Source organism: Mesorhizobium sp. WSM4842 (assembly GCF_055901575.1).
On sequence record NZ_CM148372.1, the window covers coordinates 5,288,860 to 5,303,777 of the forward strand.

Below are 14,918 nucleotides of genomic sequence, written 5' to 3' on the forward strand. Positions count from 1 at the left end.
GGCCAAACTAGCCGTTTATGGCGGCGGCGTGTAGGGCCAGATGGGCCTTCCCTTCTCCGCTTGTGGGAGAAGGCAGAGGGGCGTCGCGCTACTCCGCCGTGCCTTCCTCGTATTCCGCCGACATCGACAGCCATTTTTCCTCGTGGCCGGCCAGCGTCTGGGCAAGCTGCGAGCGCTCCTTGGCCAGCCGTGTCGCCGTCGAGGGGTCCTTTTCATAGACCGCCGGATTGGCGAGCTCGTCCTCGATCAAATCGATGCGCTTGCGGATGCGGTCCATCAGCGCTTCGGTGGCGCGGATCTCCTTGGCCAGCGGCTCGAAGGTGGCGCGGCGCGCTGCCGCGTCGCGGCGGCGGTCGGCCTTCGAGGCTTTTTCGGCCTCGCGCTTGCCGCGGCGGTCGCCGGACACACCGGTGACCAGCGTCTTGTAGTCATCGAGGTCGCCGTCATAGGGGTTGACCGTGCCGTCCTTGACCAGCCACAGCCGGTCGGCCGTCGCCTCGAGCAGATGGCGGTCGTGCGAGATCAGGATGACGGCGCCGGGAAATTCGTTCAGCGCATGGATCAGCGACTCACGGCTGTCGATGTCGAGATGGTTGGTCGGTTCGTCGAGGATGAACAGGTTTGGCCCCTCGAACGCCGACAGGCCCATCAGCAGCCGCGCCTTCTCGCCGCCGGACAGGTCCTTGGCGGCGGTGTTCATCTTCTCGGTGGTCAGGCCGAACTGGGCGACGCGGCCGCGCACCTTCGATTCCGGCGCTTCCGGCATCAGCCGGCGGACATGCTCATAGGCGTTTTCATTCGGTCGGAGATCGTCGAGCTGATGCTGGGCAAAGATCGCCACCTTCAGGCCGGGCGCCACCGTCATGGTGCCGGTCTCCTGCTTCAGGCGGCCGGACAGCAATTTGGCGAAGGTCGACTTGCCGTTGCCGTTGGCACCGAGCAGCGCGATGCGATCGTCAGCATCGATGCGCAGCGTCATCTTCTTCAGGATCGGCTCACCCTGGACATAGCCGACATTGACGTTGTTGAGCGCAATGATCGGCGAGGCCACCGTCTTCACCGGCTCGGGAAAGGAGAACGGCCGCACGTTGTCGTTCACAATTGCGGCGATCGGCTTCATCTTCTCCAGCGCCTTGATGCGCGACTGGGCCTGTCTCGCCTTGGAAGCTTTGGCGCGGAAGCGCTCGACGAAGGACTCCATGTGCTTGCGTGCGGCTTCCTGCTTGACCCTGCCCTTCTCCTGCAATTCGCGCTGCTCGGTGTATTGGCGCTCGAACTGGTCGTAGCCGCCGCGCCAGAAGGTCAGTTTCTTCTGGTCGAGATGGACGATCGAGTTGACGGCGCGGTTGAGCAGGTCGCGGTCGTGCGAGATCAGCAGCACCGTGTGCGGATATTTCGACACGTAGTTTTCCAGCCATAGCGTGCCTTCGAGGTCGAGATAGTTGGTCGGCTCGTCGAGCAGCAGAAGATCGGGCTCGGCAAACAGCACCGCCGCCAGCGCCACCCGCATGCGCCAGCCGCCGGAGAAGGACGAGGCCGGCCGCCGCTGGGCGGCGTCGTCGAAGCCGAGGCCGGCGAGGATGGTGGCAGCGCGCGACTCGGCCGAATGGGCGTCGATATCGGCCAGCCGCATGTGGATATCGGCGATGCGGTGCGGATCGGTCGCCGTCTTTTCCTCCTCGAGCAGTGCGGAGCGTTCAAGGTCGGCCTTGAGCACGATCTCGATCAGCGGTTCCTCGGTGCCGGGCGCTTCCTGCGCCACCTGGCCAAAGCGCGTGTTCTTCGGCAGGCCGATCGAGCCGGTCTCGGAGGCGAGGTCGCCAGTGATCGCCTTGAACAAAGTCGTCTTGCCGGTGCCGTTGCGACCGACAAGCCCCGCCTTGCTGCCGGCCGGCAAGGTCAGCGAGGCATGGTCAAGAAGCAGGCGTCCGGCCATGCGGAGCGAAAGGTCGTTAATGATCAGCATGGCCGCGCTTTTGCACGGGACGTCAGCGCTTCGCAAGACCTTGAGCGCCGCTTGGCCGCATAAGGTATGAAAATGCCCGGCGCGGCCGGTTGCTTAATGCCGCGGTGGGGAAGACGATTGATCCGATCGCCGGCCTCGCCGGATCAGAGGCCAGCTTTGAATTGGGCCGGGACCCTGCTGCGACGGCGCGGCGCCTGGCGAGCATCGACTTCTCGCATCTGAAAATTGCAGTTTTGTCACATTTGTCAGTTGATTGCCTGTTCAAGGCGGTGGTCTTCCGCGATCACCCCATGACGCAACGGCAAGACTCAGCTATCTCTAGGTATGCGGCGGACCTGATACCCGCCTGGCCGGCGTCATCGCTCCCCTCCCAAGCGGCGCCGGCCACCTTTCCTACTGCGTTCCATCACTGCGCCGACGGCGCGCCGGGTTGATCATCGCCTGACGTCGAGTTGGGTGCAGGGTCGACCTGCGGGTTTTGATCGGCGCCGGGGGCCTTTGTCGGTGGGATGTTGTTATCGCAAGCCGCGACAGCCAGCGCCGCCGCCAAAGCCAGCGAGATTGATAGCTTGTTCATCGCAACCTCCTGTCACCGGGCAAACGAGACGGTGCCGATTTGGTTGCACGCTCAGGCAGAGCTCGGGGACTTTGGAAAGCGGGGAACAAAACGCGGCCTCTTCGGTTGGTTCATACCAGTGGAGAAAATCATGATCCGTCTGCTCATAGCCGGAGCCGTCATCTACGTGGCCTACCGCATAGTCAGGGAAATCATTGACGAAGTGCCCGACGACTTCGATCCGCTGTTGCTACCGCCTCCCGATGACGACAAGTCGTTGCCGCGGCAGTCGGCGGCAATGGGCGTAGAGCCCCAGCGCTAGGTCCATCCGCCGGGGCGAGGAAACGCTGCATCGCTGTTGCGAACAAAGCAGAAACGATGCTTGATGGGCAATGAACCTCGCTGCCCGTGATTCGACCTTCCGGCCTGCCTATCTCGCGAAGCTGAACGCCGAGCAGTGCCTTGCCGTCGAGCATGGCGACGGCGCGGTCGCCGGGCCGTTGCTGGTGATCGCCGGCGCCGGCTCCGGCAAGACCAGCACGCTGGCACATCGCGTCGCGCATCTGATCGTCAGGGGCGCTGATCCCAGGCGCATCCTGCTGATGACGTTTTCGCGCCGCGCCGCATCGGAAATGGCCAAGCGGGTCGAGCGCATCGCCGGCGAGGTACTCGGCCGTGACGCTTCCGTTATCACCGATGCGCTGAGCTGGGCCGGCACGTTTCACGGCATCGGCGCCAGGCTGCTGCGCGACTACGCGCTGGAGATCGGCCTCGACCCGGCCTTCACCATCCATGACCGCGAGGATTCGGCCGACCTGATGAACCTCGCCCGGCACGAACTCGGCTTCTCGAAGACCGAAGGCCGTTTTCCAACCAAGGGCACATGCCTGGCGATCTACTCGCGTGCCGTCAACGCGCAGGCGCCGCTCGGCGAGATTCTCGGTTCGGTGTTTCCCTGGTGCGCCGGCTGGGCAGAACAGCTTAAGGCGCTGTTTGCCCGATATGTCGAGGCCAAGCAGGCGCAGAACGTGCTCGATTACGACGACCTGCTGCTCTACTGGGCGCAGATGGCCGGCGAGCCGGAGACATCAGCGCATCTGGGTGGGCGTTTCGACCATGTGCTGGTCGACGAGTACCAGGACACCAACCGGCTGCAGGCCGCGATCCTCACGGCGCTCAAGCCGGACGGATCCGGACTGACGGTGGTCGGCGACGACGCGCAGTCGATCTATTCGTTTCGCGCGGCGGAAGTGCGCAACATCCTCGACTTCCCCAAACAATTCGCGCAGCCGGCCGAGATCGTCATGCTGGAGCGCAACTACCGCTCGACCGAGACCATCCTGGCCGCCGCCAATGCGGTGATCGGCGAGGCCTCGGAGCGCTTTACCAAGAACCTCTGGTCGGAGCGCAGATCGACCGAAAAGCCGAAGCTGGTCAGCGTTCGCGACGAGGCCGAGCAGGCGAGTTACGTCTGCCAGGCGATCCTGACCGAGCGTGAGGCCGGCACGGCGCTGAAGGCGCAGGCCGTGCTGTTTCGCGCCTCGCACCACAGCGGGCCGCTGGAGATCGAGCTGACACGCCGCAACATCCCGTTCGTCAAGTTCGGCGGGCTGAAGTTCCTCGACGCCGCCCATGTCAAGGACGTGCTGGCGGTGCTGCGCTTCGCCGAAAACCCGCGCGACCGCGTCGCCGGTTTTCGCGTGCTGCAGCTTTTGCCCGGCATCGGCCCTTCGGCGGCTTCGCAGATCGTCGACACCATGGCGGCGTCGCTCGACGAAGCGATGGGGCTGGCGCGCTACCGGCCGCCGCAACGCGCCGCCGACGACTGGCTGGGTTTCGTCGCGCTGTTCTCGCAGCTTCGCACCGGGTCGGGAAAATGGCCTGTTGATCTCGAACATGTCCGGCTCTGGTATGAGCCGCATCTTGACCGCATCCACGAGGACGCAACGACGCGCCGGGCCGACATTCTGCAGCTCGAACAGATCGCCTCGGGCTACGCCTCGCGCGAGCGTTTCCTCACCGAGCTGACGCTCGATCCGCCGGATGCGACCAGCGACGAGGCCGGGCCGCCGCATCGCGACGAGGACTACCTGATCCTGTCGACCATCCATTCTGCCAAGGGCCAGGAATGGAAGAACGTCTTCGTCCTCAACACCGTCGACGGCTGCATCCCGATCGACCTCGCCGTCGGCAGCAAGGCGGACATCGACGAGGAGCGCCGCCTGCTCTACGTGGCGATGACGCGGGCCAAGGACGGCCTGCACCTGGTCATGCCGCAGCGCTTTTTCGTCCACGGCCAGGCGGCGCGTGGCGATCGTCACGTTTACGCCTCGCGCACCCGCTTCATCCCGGCCACGATCCTCAGCGCCTTCGAACAGACATCGTGGGCGAGCGTCCAGGTCAAAGACGATCCGCGCCGCCAGCCGCAAGTGCGCGTCGACCTTGGCGCCCGCATGCGTGACATGTGGAAATAGGCCGCCTCTTCGGCACGGCGCTCATGCCACGGGACTTGGTGGCGAAAACCAAATTTCGGCAACATGGAACCTGATGCCGCAATCCGCGTTTCTGGGCGTCCGATTCAGATCGGAGAGCGGCGTCCGCCGTCACCTCCGCCCAATATGAGAGGCCAGAATGCACGACACGATGCCCTTCACCCCGGTCGCCGTTACCGTCGGCGCCGGCCATAAGCGCATGCTCGCTTCGCTCTTCGACATGCATGAGTTCCTGACCGAGTTTCCGCCATCGCGACGACGCCTGAGCTATGGCGCGGCCGTGAAAGCCTGCGAGGCGGCACGCGCCGGCGAGATCTCGCCCGAAGCGGCGCGCGATGCCTTGGTCACCTTCGTGGTGACGGCAGGCATTCTCTGGCCTTCCGCCCGGCCGGCCGTCTCGGTCAAGCCGGCCGCCCGGGGCCAGGGCGGATACGCCGCCTGACTGGCGAGGCCTCTTTTGCGACTATAACCCGTCGAAGATGCTGTTCGTCTTCGACGGGTTTTCCTGTCAATTCGATCCGGATAATCCGAAATCAGGCGTAGGCGCGCCCCTCTTCGCTCCGCTGGAACAGCGTCAGGTCGAGTGGCACCGAAGGCCGGCCAAGAACGGTCAGGATCGCGTGCGCCTGGCCGCGGTGATGGGTCTGGTGGTTGAAGAAATGATCGAGCGCCGGCGCCAATCGCTGCGAGACGGTGCGCATGTCGGAGACGGTCATGTAGGAGAAGCGGCCGGACAAAGCCTTGTCGCTTAACGCCCCGACCCAGTCGATGATCCTTTTGTCTTCGGCCTCGCGCGCCAGTCGCAAGCCCGGCAAGGCGCGGTGCAGGATGGTGTCGAGCCTGGCCGGCGCGTCGCCCTCGCCGGTAAAGCGCCTCATCCAGATGCGATCGGCGGTCAGAAGATGGTTGAGCGTGCCCATTATCGAGCCGAAGAAAACACCGACATTACGGTGAAATTCCTCCTCGTCGAGATCGGCGGCGGCATCGTAGATGCGGCTATTGGCCCATTGATTGTAGGCCGCAAACATCATGAAGTGCTGTTTCATCTTTTTCTCCCGACCCGCGAGACCCCGTTCCGGGTGCCTACCCCCATCTGCCCGAAACATCGCTCTAGTAGACCGCAAGGAAGCTGCCGCCAATGACCATTCTGCTCTATGACCTCGTCGGGCGCGATACCGCCCGTCCGTTCAGCCCGCATTGCTGGAAGGCGGCGATGGCGCTTGCCCACAAGGGGCTCGACATCTCCACCGTGCCGACACGTTTTCTCGAAGTGCCGACAGTTGAAGGCGGCGTTTCGAAACTCGTTCCGGTGATCCGCGACGGCGAGAAGGTGGTCGCCGATTCCTTCGCAATCGCGCTCTATCTCGACGGGGCCTATCCCGAGCGGCCGACATTGTTTTCCGGCGACGGCGGCAAGGCGATGGCGCGCTTCATCGAACGCTGGTCGCAACTGACCATCCATCCCTATGTCACCACTGCGGCGATCATGGACCTCCACGCCATGCAGGACGAGGCGAACGCCGCCTATTTCCGCCAAAACCGCGAGCAGCGCTTCGGCAAGAGACTGGAAGAGGTGATGGCGGCGCGCGACGCCGGCCTTGGCGCCTTCCGCGCCTCGCTGGAACCGTTGCGCTCGACGCTCGCCTATCAGCCGTTCATCGGCGGCCAATCACCGCTGTTTGCGGATTACATCGTCTTCGGCGCGCTGCAATGGGCGCGCATCGCCTCCCCCTACCGGTTGCTCGACGACGGCGATGTGGTGGCGCAGTGGTTCGAGCGCTGCCTCGACCTGCATGATGGCCTCGGCCGCAAGGTGGCGGCGGCCGCCGCCACCGCATAGGGGAGTAAGGCAGTAAGGCAGGTAAGGAGTAAGGAGTAAGGAGTAAGGAGTAAGGAGTAAGGAGTAAGGAGTAAGGAAGTGCCGCAGTAGTTCTCAAAGGAGAAGGCCGTCAGGATGACGATCGTCGTCATCCACGGTGCATCATTCTTTCGGGGAAAGTTCAGGGCGCCGTGCAATGCCACAAAGATATCGATCGGCGCACTTGCCGTGGCAGCTGCCTTCACTGAAATGCCCGCTCTCTCGAGTTTTTCCAGGAAAGCCATCGTCACGAAGCCGCCCTGAGACCACCCGGCTAGGAAAAGTCCGGCGCTCCCGATCTTCAGGGTCCGGAGTGCGGCTGCGGAAGTCAAAATCCTCTGACGGATTGCAAACTTGAAATCGGAATGGCCAAGGCCATTCGATTCGCGTCGGGCGTCCAACACTCTGGTCCGCCAGCTTTCCGCCTTCCCTGAAACCGCGCTTGGGGGTATGGGACGCTTTCCACGATTTCGTAGCTAGAAATGCAGATAGATGCTCACTCCTGAGCCATTGTAGTAGTGCGGGTAGTAACCACGGTGGCCGTAATAGGGGCTAAAGCCGTAGTAGGGGCTAAAGCCGTAGTAGGGGCGATAAAAGGGTCTGTAGTAGGGCCTATAATAGCGGCGCGGGTAACACCCATAGTAGCCACACCCCCGCAATGCGTATCGTCGGTTCCAGTGACGACCACCCCGCCAGTGACCATAGTTGTGTCGCCAGTGTCTACGGTGCCTAACCTGTTCGACGGCGCTGTTCTGCACCTGCTCAGATTTCGGAATAGAGAGAGGCGCGGCATTCAAAGGCAAGGCAAAAGCCGTACCGAAAACTGCGGCCACAAGGACAGACAAGAGCTTTTTCATGGCCCTCCTCCTTCGCTGGGCCAATGTTACGCCATGGAACCTGAACCGCCGATGAACGCGGGCGCGCCTGATCCGACTGTGAACCAAAATAGCCCGGCCAGCATCGCCTCACCCTACCGGTTGCTCGACGACAGCGATGTGGTGGCCCAGTGGTTCGAGCGCTGCCTCGACCTGCATGGCGGCCTCGGCCGCAAGGTGGCGGCGGCTGCCGCCGCATAGGGGGTAAGGCAGTAAGGCAGTAAGGGAGTAGGGAAGTCGCGGCGGCGCGCATACCTAGTGCCTTATTGCCCTACTGCCCTACTGTCGTACTCCCCTACTCCCTTTAGCAACGGCAGCACGACACCATGACGTCAGGCCCGGAATTCCCAGACGATTTTCGCGCCGAGCTGGGCAACCTCTTCCTGTGGCGGCGGGACGTCAGGCGATTCAAGCCGACGCCGCTCCCCGAAGGCGCGCTGGAGCGGCTGCTTGACGTCGCCAGCATTGCGCCCTCGGTCGGGCTGAGCCAGCCCTGGCGTTTCGTCATGGTCGAGAGTGCAGAGTGCCGCGCCGCCATCAGGGCCTGCTTTGAGCGCTGCAATGCGGAGGCGCTCGCATCGTTCTCGGGTGAGCGCGCCGCGCTCTATGCGCGCCTGAAGCTCGCCGGCTTGAATGAAGCGCCCTGCCAATTCGCGGTTTTCGCCGACCGCGCGACACAACAGGGGCATGGGCTCGGCCGCCTGACCATGCCCGCGACCATCGAATATTCGGCGGTGATGGCGATCCACACCTTTTGGCTGGCGGCGCGCGCGGAAGGAATTGGCATGGGTTGGGTCTCGATCCTCGATCCGGCCGAAATGGCGACGATCCTGGACGCGCCGCCGGAGTGGACGCTGATCGGTTACTTCTGCGTCGGCTACCCGAGCGAGAACCACAGCGTGCCGGAACTGGAACGGGAGGGCTGGGAAGTCCGGCGCGCTTCGATGGTGATAAGGCGGTAGCGCAACGGCGACGCTGCCATCCTCTCTTGCAGGGGAAGAATGGCTCCTCCATGCAGGGAAGAATGATATCATGGATGTTTTCGCCAATCGCCGGCGTTGCCAACAAGGCACTATGGCGAAGCCACCGGTGACAGCCTTGATCTGAGGAAGGGCACAAAATGTTTCGCTACGACGTGCAGGCCGAGATCTGGGTCTATCCAGGCAAGGGCGGCTGGCATTTCGTGACGCTGCCGCCGGAGCTTGGGGCACGGATCAAGACGGCGACGGCGGGCATGGCACGGCCCTGGGGTTCGCTTGGCGTGGAAGCCGTCATCGGCCAGACCAGATGGCGGACATCGCTGTTTCCCGACAAGAAATCCGGCAGCCTGCTGTTGCCGATCAAGACGGCGGTGCGGGTCCGCGAAGGCCTTCGGGCTGGCGACACGGCCAAGCTGACGATCGAGATGCAGTTATGAAAACATTGGTTCGGGCTGACGGCGATGCGCTATGCGGCGCAGAAATGCGCGCCGCGCCGGCCTCCCCTTGGCAAGCCGGCGGGCGGCTTGTATAGAGCCCGCCACCCCGAATTCCACTCTCCATCACAAGGACGACCCCATGGCGCTCGAACGCACCTTTTCCATGATCAAGCCAGATGCAACCCGGCGCAATCTCACCGGCGCCATCACCCAGATTCTCGAAGAAGCCGGCCTGCGCGTCATCGCCTCGCGCCGGGTGTGGATGAGCCGCCGCGAGGCGGAAGGTTTTTACGCCGTCCACAGAGATCGTCCGTTCTTCGGCGAGTTGGTCGAGTCCATGTCGTCGGGTCCAACGGTCGTGCAGGTGCTGGAAGGCGAGAACGCCATTGCCAAAAACCGCGACGTGATGGGCGCCACCAACCCGGCCAACGCCGCCGAAGGCACCATCCGCAAGGTACACGCGCTGTCGATCGGCGAGAATTCCGTGCACGGCTCCGACGCGCCGGAGACCGCCGCGCAGGAGATCAAATACTGGTTCTCGGACACCGAGATCGTCGGCTGAGCCGATAAGTCCTTAGCCACGTCACATGCAAAAAGGCCGGCGCAATGCTGGCCTTTTTTTGCGGCGATCCTGCACCGGACGCCGGGCGCCGACACCCGCCAACTGCGCATGATGCTCAAAAACCGAAACCGGTTATCAGCTCGCGGCGTTGAAGCGCAGGATGACGCGGTCGTCTTTGTCGACGATGATGAGCTTGCCGGCGTCGACATGGTATGACGCCGCCTTGGCCAGCGCCTCGAACAGCGCCTTTTCCTCGGCCATAATCTCGGACGCGCAGGCCTTGAACGTCGAACCGATGTCACTGATGGCGATCGTCGAACCATCGACTTTGGCGGTGGCGAAGTAGACGTTGCAAGGGCCGCTGCCGCCGGCCTTGCCGCCCTCGTCGATCCTGAACGTCGCCTGCGGCTCGGCGATCATACCAATGCCGTCGATATACTCGATCAGCCAGCTCTGCCCGAACACCGGGGCCGACGCCGGCTGCTCGCTCGACGTCACCATCTTCAGCATGACGGTCTGCGACGCGTCGCTCAGCGGATCGACCTGGTGGCGCTCATCGGAGATGAACAACAGCCTGTCGTCGACGGTGATGCGCGCCTGCAGCACATAGGTCATATCAGGCCGGATCACCTGGGGATCAAAGCTGATCTCGAACTTGATCGGCACCTGGCCGGCCGGCGCCACCTTGCGCTCGCCAACGACAGCGGCCTTCGCGTCGGCCAGCGAGACATCGGCAAGCTGCACGGAAAGCACGGCGTTGGGCGGCAGCGCGATGCGCTCGCGATACATCACCTCGCCCTTCAGGGTCTTCTCGGCAGCGACGGACAACTCAGGCACCACCAGTATACCGACCAGCGGCACGACACCGAAGATGAAGAACTCGGCGATCCTGCTCAGCATGATCCTGCTCCCATAGCGCAGCAAACTGGTCGCAAAGGTCTCGCAGGATTGCGGTGGTTCCGTGACGCCTCACACGGGCTGTTCACACGGCGGTGCCTTCCGGCGGCTCGTTGCCCTGTGGTCAGCCCCCTTGGCGTGACAGGCGAAATATTGCTCACGCCAGGTCCCCAGGCGATCACGAAGTCGTGTTCCCAAAAGATGTAACACAGGGAACCTCCGGACCGAACTGACCAATGCGCGCTTGAGGAACCGCGCGCGCAACAACCCAATCGGAGGTGAAATCATGTCAACAAGATCAACCGTGAGCGCGGCCTTTCTGGCCGGCGCCGTTGCCACGGCTCTTGCTTCTTTTGCGACGGCCGCGCCGCTGTCCGAGGCACAGGTCAAGGCGGCGATGGATGCCGGCAAGGAGAAGTGCTTTGGTGTCGCCCTGAAGGGGCAGAACGACTGCAAGGCAGGACCCGGCACTACCTGCCAAGGCACCTCGACTGTCGATTATCAGGGCAACGCCTGGAAATTTGTCGACGGCGGCACCTGCACGACGATGGACCTGCCCGGCGACCGCAAGGGCTCGCCCACAGAGCTGACCCGCGACATCCCGTCGTAAGCAATGCAACTGCCCGGAAAGCGGAGATGTAGATGAACGGAATGGTCACTCACCCAACATCCCGCGTGTCGAAAACCTCGCGCTTTCCGGCGCACCCAATCGCTGGCACTGCCGGCACCAGTTTCAAGCACGAGCATCTACCCGCGATCCTCGGCGACGACCCAAAGGACGGCTTCTTCGAGGTCCACGCCGAAAACTACATGGGCGCCGGCGGCCCGCCGCACGATGCGCTGACCAAGATCCGCCGCGACTATCCCGTTTCGCTGCACGGGGTATGCATGTCGATCGGCGGACCGCGGCCGCTCGACAAAGCGCATCTCGGTCGTTTCAAGGCGCTCGTCGACCGCTATGAACCGGCGCTCGTTTCCGAGCATCTCGCCTGGTCGACCCACGACACAACCTATTACAACGACCTGCTTCCCCTACCCTATACGCATGCAACGGTTTCGCGAGTGGCGGATCATATCGATGAGGTGCAGGGGACGATCGGCCGCCCGATACTGCTCGAGAACCCCTCGACCTACGTCCTTTTCCCGGAATCGACGATGAGCGAGACGGATTTCATCCGAGAGCTGGTGCGGCGTACCGGTTGCGGCTTGCTGCTCGACGTCAACAACGTCTTTGTTTCAGCCACCAACCACGGCTTTTCAGCCCTTTCCTATCTCGCGGATTTCCCGCTTCAGCATGTCGGCGAAATCCATCTGGCCGGGCACGCCGAGCAGGAGGATGACGAGGGCGATCTGCTGCTCATCGACAGCCATGACGGCCCGGTCGCCGACGCGGTCTGGAAGCTTTTCGATGTCGTCATCGGCCGATGCGGGCCGCTGCCGACGCTGATCGAATGGGATAGCGACATTCCCGATTGGCCGGTGCTCAAGGCGGAGGCCGCCGCCGCCCAGGCGATCCTCGACCGTCATGCCGACAGCTTGTTCGGAAAAGCCCATGCCGCAGGATGAGCTCCAGTCGCGCGATCTCGGCCGCCGGTTCGACTATGCCGCGGCATTCACCGCCGGTTTGCTCGATCCTGACCGAGCCCCGCCTGAGGTTGTCTCGGGGCCGAACGGGAAGGCTGCGATCAAGCGATATGCCGTCTACCGCAACAACGTCACGGTCAGCCTGATCGATGCGCTGGCCGCCAGCTTTCCAGCGACGCTGCGCATCACTGGCCCGGACTTCTTTCGCGCGATGGCGCGCTTTCATGTCCGCGAAACGCCACCCACCTCGCCGCTCCTGTTCGAATACGGCCGCGACTTTCCCGATTTCATCGAGCGCTACGAATACGCGCAGTCGATGCCGTGGCTGGCCGACGTGGCGCGCATGGAGCGTGCCTGGCTCGACGCCTATCATGCCGCAGACGCGGAACCGTTGGCGTCCCGAGCACTGGCGGCGATCCCGCCCGAACGGCTGGCCGATACCGTGTTCGTGCCGCACCCGGCAACGCGCGCCATACGCTCGCGCTATCCGGTCGTGACGATCTTTGCGGCAAACCGGAGCGACGGTCCTGTCGGGCGGATTGAGGCGGGCGACCCTGAAGATGCGCTGGTCACGCGGCCCGGCCTCGAAGTCTTCATTCACCACCTGCCGCCCGGCGGTGCTGTTTTCCTGGACCGTCTCATGACGGGCGAGCCGCTCGGCGCGGCGGCGGCGGCAGCATTTGCGGAGCGGGCCGAATTCGACCTTGCCGTGAACATTGCCGGCCTGCTGCAAGCAGGCGCCTTCACGGCGGCACACCAGGGAGGATGACCATGACGAACCATGGGCAGAACGCCAGCACCAAGCCGCGAGGGATTGCCGCCCTCGTCGAGAGGGTGAATGCCGCCCTGCGCATGGGTGCCACACCATCGCTGACGCAGCTTGTCCTGCGTTGCGCGCTCGCCGTCCCGTTCTGGCGGTCCGGCATCAACAAATGGGACGGTTTTCTGCAGTTGAACGAGGTCGCCGTGCTGCTTTTCAGCTCGGAGCTCAAGCTGCATCTGCCCGGCGGCCCTTACAATTTTCCCGCACCTGGGCTGGTAGCGTTCATCTCAGGATCGGCGGAAATCCTGCTGCCAATTCTCCTTGTTCTCGGCCTGGCGACACGACTGGCGGCATTCGGGCTGCTCGTGATGACGCTGGTCATACAGCTCACCGTGCCGGACGGCTGGCCGCTGCACATCACCTGGGCGGCGATGGCGCTCGGCATCATGGCGTGGGGACCCGGCCGGATTGCGCTCGATCACTGGATCGGCACTGACAAAGGCTGATCTGGGGTCGATGGGATTCCCACCCGTCCGGCGGTGACGCGAAGCATCAATTTCGTTTCGGCACGGCCTGCTTCCAGCGGCTTGCCGCCTCGTCGTCGGCCTCCTTGGCGTCGACCCAGCCGCCTTGCGAGCCGTCGGTATGGTGTTCCTTCTTCCAGAACGGCGCGCGCGATTTCAGATAGTCCATCAGGAAGTTCGCCGCCTCGAACGCCGCCTGCCGGTGCGTGGAGGCAGCGACCACCAGCACGATGTTCTCACCGGGCGCGATCCTGCCGTGGCGATGGATGGCGGTGAGGCCCTGCAGCGGCCAGCGGCCGACCGCCTCGGCGGCGATGCGGCCGATCTCGGCCTCGGCCATGCCGGGATAATGTTCGAGTTCGAGTGCCGCCAGCCTGCCCGCTTCATCGCGGCAGAGACCCGAGAAAGTCACCACGGCGCCGATGTCGGCGCGGCCTTGCGTCATCTTGGCGATCTCGGCGGCGACATCGAAATCCTCCGCCTGGATGCGCACCGTCGGCACCACCGCGCCGGGCATTTCAGCCACCCGTCATCGGCGGGAACAGCGCGATCTCGCGCGCGCCTGATATCTTCTCGCGGTGCTCGACGTGTTCCTGGTTGATGGCGACGCGGATCACGTCAGGATATTGCAGCGCGTGCTCGTACTCCTCGCCGCGCGATTTCAGCCAGCGCAGCAGGTCGGCCACCGTCTCGATGCCGGCGGGCAAGTCGACGTCCTCTTGCGACTTGCCGATCCGCTCGCGCACCCAGGCGAAATAGATGAGCCTCGTCGACATGCTACTCGTCCATGATGTGCTTGAGGCCGGCGCGGAAATAGTCATAGCCGGTGTAAAGCGTCACAAGCGCGGCGATCCACAACAGCACCAGCCCGGTCTGCGTAGTCAGCGGGAAGATCTTGTCGCCGGCAGGTCCCGCGAGCAGGAAGGCGATGGCGACCATCTGGATGGTGGTCTTCCACTTTGCCAGCTGCGTCACCGGTACCGAGACCTTCAGCGCCGCCAGATATTCGCGCAGGCCCGAGACCAGGATCTCGCGGCACAGGATGATGATCGCCGCCCACAGCGACCAGCCGGCGATGCCGGCATGCCTATCGGTGTCGGCCGCCAGCAGCAGCAGGCAAGTGGCAACCAGCAACTTGTCGGCGATCGGATCGAGCATCTTGCCGATATTCGAGGTCTGCTGCCAGGCGCGCGCCAGATAGCCGTCGAAATAGTCGGTGATCGAGGCCAGCAGGAAAATGATCAGCGCCGACCAGCGGGCGAAGTCGCTCGATTTCAGATGACCTTCGAGAAAAAAGCACAGCACAACCAGCGGCACCGCGAGAATGCGGGCATAGGTGAGCATGTTGGGCAGGTTGAATGCGCGCTGGGCCATATTTTTGGGAACTCTTTCTGCCTGCCTACTCAAATCAGAAGCGAATGTGG

Annotated in this window: 20 protein-coding genes and 2 pseudogenes; 13 read left to right on the top strand and 9 right to left on the bottom strand. The window is 63.6% G+C overall.

Features of this window, described 5'->3' with window-relative positions:
- Positions 1–88 precede the first annotated feature (88 nt).
- The gene (locus AC0NIE_RS25810; RefSeq protein WP_473486736.1) at positions 89–1,966 is read right to left on the bottom strand and encodes an ABC-F family ATP-binding cassette domain-containing protein; all 1,878 of its coding nucleotides are present in this window, start codon (positions 1,964–1,966) and stop codon (positions 89–91) included.
- 89 nt (positions 1,967–2,055) lie between these two features.
- On the opposite strand from AC0NIE_RS25810, the gene AC0NIE_RS25815 reads away from it, so the two are divergent.
- A complete protein-coding gene (locus AC0NIE_RS25815) occupies positions 2,056–2,400 on the top strand; it encodes a hypothetical protein (protein WP_473486735.1) in 345 nt (114 codons plus the stop codon).
- Here the strand turns inward: AC0NIE_RS25815 and AC0NIE_RS25820 are convergent.
- Positions 2,373–2,543, bottom strand: a complete 171-nt coding sequence (locus AC0NIE_RS25820; protein WP_165848808.1) for a hypothetical protein — start codon at positions 2,541–2,543, stop codon at positions 2,373–2,375. The two genes, AC0NIE_RS25815 and AC0NIE_RS25820, sit on opposite strands and share 28 nt — an antisense overlap.
- Positions 2,544–2,673: 130 nt before the next feature.
- Here AC0NIE_RS25820 and AC0NIE_RS25825 point away from each other — a divergent pair, with 130 nt between their 5' ends.
- The 3 genes from AC0NIE_RS25825 to AC0NIE_RS25835 all read left to right on the top strand — a co-directional run bounded on the left by AC0NIE_RS25825 (position 2,674) and on the right by AC0NIE_RS25835 (position 5,456).
- The gene (locus AC0NIE_RS25825; protein ID WP_473486734.1) at positions 2,674–2,844 is read left to right on the top strand and encodes a hypothetical protein; all 171 of its coding nucleotides are present in this window, start codon (positions 2,674–2,676) and stop codon (positions 2,842–2,844) included.
- A 70-nt stretch (positions 2,845–2,914) separates the two neighbouring features.
- A complete protein-coding gene (locus tag AC0NIE_RS25830; RefSeq protein WP_473486733.1) occupies positions 2,915–4,996 on the top strand; it encodes an ATP-dependent helicase in 2,082 nt (693 codons plus the stop codon).
- A gap of 157 nt (positions 4,997–5,153) precedes the next feature.
- Positions 5,154–5,456 (top strand): DUF982 domain-containing protein, encoded by a 303-nt coding sequence (locus AC0NIE_RS25835; protein WP_473486732.1) that lies wholly within the window; start codon positions 5,154–5,156, stop codon positions 5,454–5,456.
- A 91-nt stretch (positions 5,457–5,547) separates the two neighbouring features.
- Here AC0NIE_RS25835 and AC0NIE_RS25840 read toward each other — a convergent pair whose 3' ends face one another.
- Entirely contained in the window at positions 5,548–6,060 is a 513-nt protein-coding gene (locus tag AC0NIE_RS25840) for a DinB family protein (RefSeq protein ID WP_292184234.1), read from the bottom strand.
- A 92-nt stretch (positions 6,061–6,152) separates the two neighbouring features.
- On the opposite strand from AC0NIE_RS25840, the gene AC0NIE_RS25845 reads away from it, so the two are divergent.
- Positions 6,153–6,854 carry a glutathione S-transferase family protein gene (locus AC0NIE_RS25845; protein WP_473486731.1) on the top strand — a complete coding sequence of 234 codons (702 nt, stop codon included), beginning with the start codon at positions 6,153–6,155 and terminating at the stop codon, positions 6,852–6,854.
- An 80-nt stretch (positions 6,855–6,934) separates the two neighbouring features.
- On the opposite strand, the pseudogene AC0NIE_RS25850 reads toward AC0NIE_RS25845, so the two are convergent.
- Both AC0NIE_RS25850 and AC0NIE_RS25855 read right to left on the bottom strand, forming a co-directional pair.
- A pseudogene (locus tag AC0NIE_RS25850) lies at positions 6,935–7,165 on the bottom strand (alpha/beta hydrolase); the annotation flags it as partial.
- Between the two features lie 183 nt (positions 7,166–7,348).
- Positions 7,349–7,729, bottom strand: a complete 381-nt coding sequence (locus AC0NIE_RS25855; protein WP_123151279.1) for a hypothetical protein — start codon at positions 7,727–7,729, stop codon at positions 7,349–7,351.
- 96 nt (positions 7,730–7,825) lie between these two features.
- On the opposite strand from AC0NIE_RS25855, the pseudogene AC0NIE_RS25860 reads away from it, so the two are divergent.
- The 4 genes and pseudogenes from AC0NIE_RS25860 to ndk form a co-directional block, all read left to right on the top strand.
- Positions 7,826–7,948: pseudogene (locus tag AC0NIE_RS25860) on the top strand (glutathione S-transferase family protein); the annotation flags it as partial.
- A gap of 125 nt (positions 7,949–8,073) precedes the next feature.
- Complete coding sequence (gene bluB / locus AC0NIE_RS25865; protein ID WP_473486730.1) at positions 8,074–8,709, top strand: 5,6-dimethylbenzimidazole synthase; 636 nt, start codon at positions 8,074–8,076, stop codon at positions 8,707–8,709.
- 158 nt (positions 8,710–8,867) lie between these two features.
- Positions 8,868–9,164 carry a DUF1905 domain-containing protein gene (locus AC0NIE_RS25870; RefSeq protein WP_473486729.1) on the top strand — a complete coding sequence of 99 codons (297 nt, stop codon included), beginning with the start codon at positions 8,868–8,870 and terminating at the stop codon, positions 9,162–9,164.
- Between the two features lie 139 nt (positions 9,165–9,303).
- On the top strand, positions 9,304–9,726 hold the full coding sequence (gene ndk, locus AC0NIE_RS25875; protein ID WP_473486728.1) for a nucleoside-diphosphate kinase: 423 nt from the start codon (positions 9,304–9,306) through the stop codon (positions 9,724–9,726).
- A 135-nt stretch (positions 9,727–9,861) separates the two neighbouring features.
- Here ndk and AC0NIE_RS25880 read toward each other — a convergent pair whose 3' ends face one another.
- Positions 9,862–10,626: a YbaY family lipoprotein gene (locus AC0NIE_RS25880; protein WP_473486727.1), complete on the bottom strand. Its 765-nt coding sequence runs from the start codon at positions 10,624–10,626 to the stop codon at positions 9,862–9,864.
- A 283-nt stretch (positions 10,627–10,909) separates the two neighbouring features.
- On the opposite strand from AC0NIE_RS25880, the gene AC0NIE_RS25885 reads away from it, so the two are divergent.
- Genes AC0NIE_RS25885 through AC0NIE_RS25900 form a run of 4 tightly spaced genes read left to right on the top strand, consistent with a single transcriptional unit; the run spans position 10,910 to position 13,476 of the window.
- Positions 10,910–11,233, top strand: a complete 324-nt coding sequence (locus AC0NIE_RS25885) for a BufA1 family periplasmic bufferin-type metallophore (RefSeq protein WP_473486726.1) — start codon at positions 10,910–10,912, stop codon at positions 11,231–11,233.
- 32 nt (positions 11,234–11,265) lie between these two features.
- A complete protein-coding gene (bufB, locus tag AC0NIE_RS25890; RefSeq protein ID WP_473486725.1) occupies positions 11,266–12,189 on the top strand; it encodes an MNIO family bufferin maturase in 924 nt (307 codons plus the stop codon).
- Positions 12,176–12,976, top strand: coding sequence for an HvfC/BufC N-terminal domain-containing protein (locus AC0NIE_RS25895; RefSeq protein ID WP_473486724.1), 801 nt, complete (start codon positions 12,176–12,178; stop codon positions 12,974–12,976). The genes bufB and AC0NIE_RS25895 overlap by 14 nt, the downstream gene beginning before the upstream one ends.
- Before the next feature lie 2 nt (positions 12,977–12,978).
- Complete coding sequence (locus tag AC0NIE_RS25900; protein ID WP_473486723.1) at positions 12,979–13,476, top strand: DoxX family protein; 498 nt, start codon at positions 12,979–12,981, stop codon at positions 13,474–13,476.
- Between the two features lie 46 nt (positions 13,477–13,522).
- On the opposite strand, the gene AC0NIE_RS25905 is transcribed toward AC0NIE_RS25900, so the two are convergent.
- The 3 genes from AC0NIE_RS25905 to pgsA are packed head-to-tail and all read right to left on the bottom strand — an operon-like array spanning position 13,523 to position 14,868.
- A complete protein-coding gene (locus tag AC0NIE_RS25905) occupies positions 13,523–14,011 on the bottom strand; it encodes a molybdenum cofactor biosynthesis protein MoaE (protein ID WP_473486774.1) in 489 nt (162 codons plus the stop codon).
- 1 nt (position 14,012) lies between these two features.
- Positions 14,013–14,270, bottom strand: a complete 258-nt coding sequence (gene moaD, locus AC0NIE_RS25910; protein ID WP_473486722.1) for a molybdopterin converting factor subunit 1 — start codon at positions 14,268–14,270, stop codon at positions 14,013–14,015.
- Between the two features lies 1 nt (position 14,271).
- Positions 14,272–14,868 carry a CDP-diacylglycerol--glycerol-3-phosphate 3-phosphatidyltransferase gene (gene pgsA / locus AC0NIE_RS25915; protein ID WP_127316551.1) on the bottom strand — a complete coding sequence of 199 codons (597 nt, stop codon included), beginning with the start codon at positions 14,866–14,868 and terminating at the stop codon, positions 14,272–14,274.
- Between the last annotated feature and the right edge of the window lie 50 nt (positions 14,869–14,918).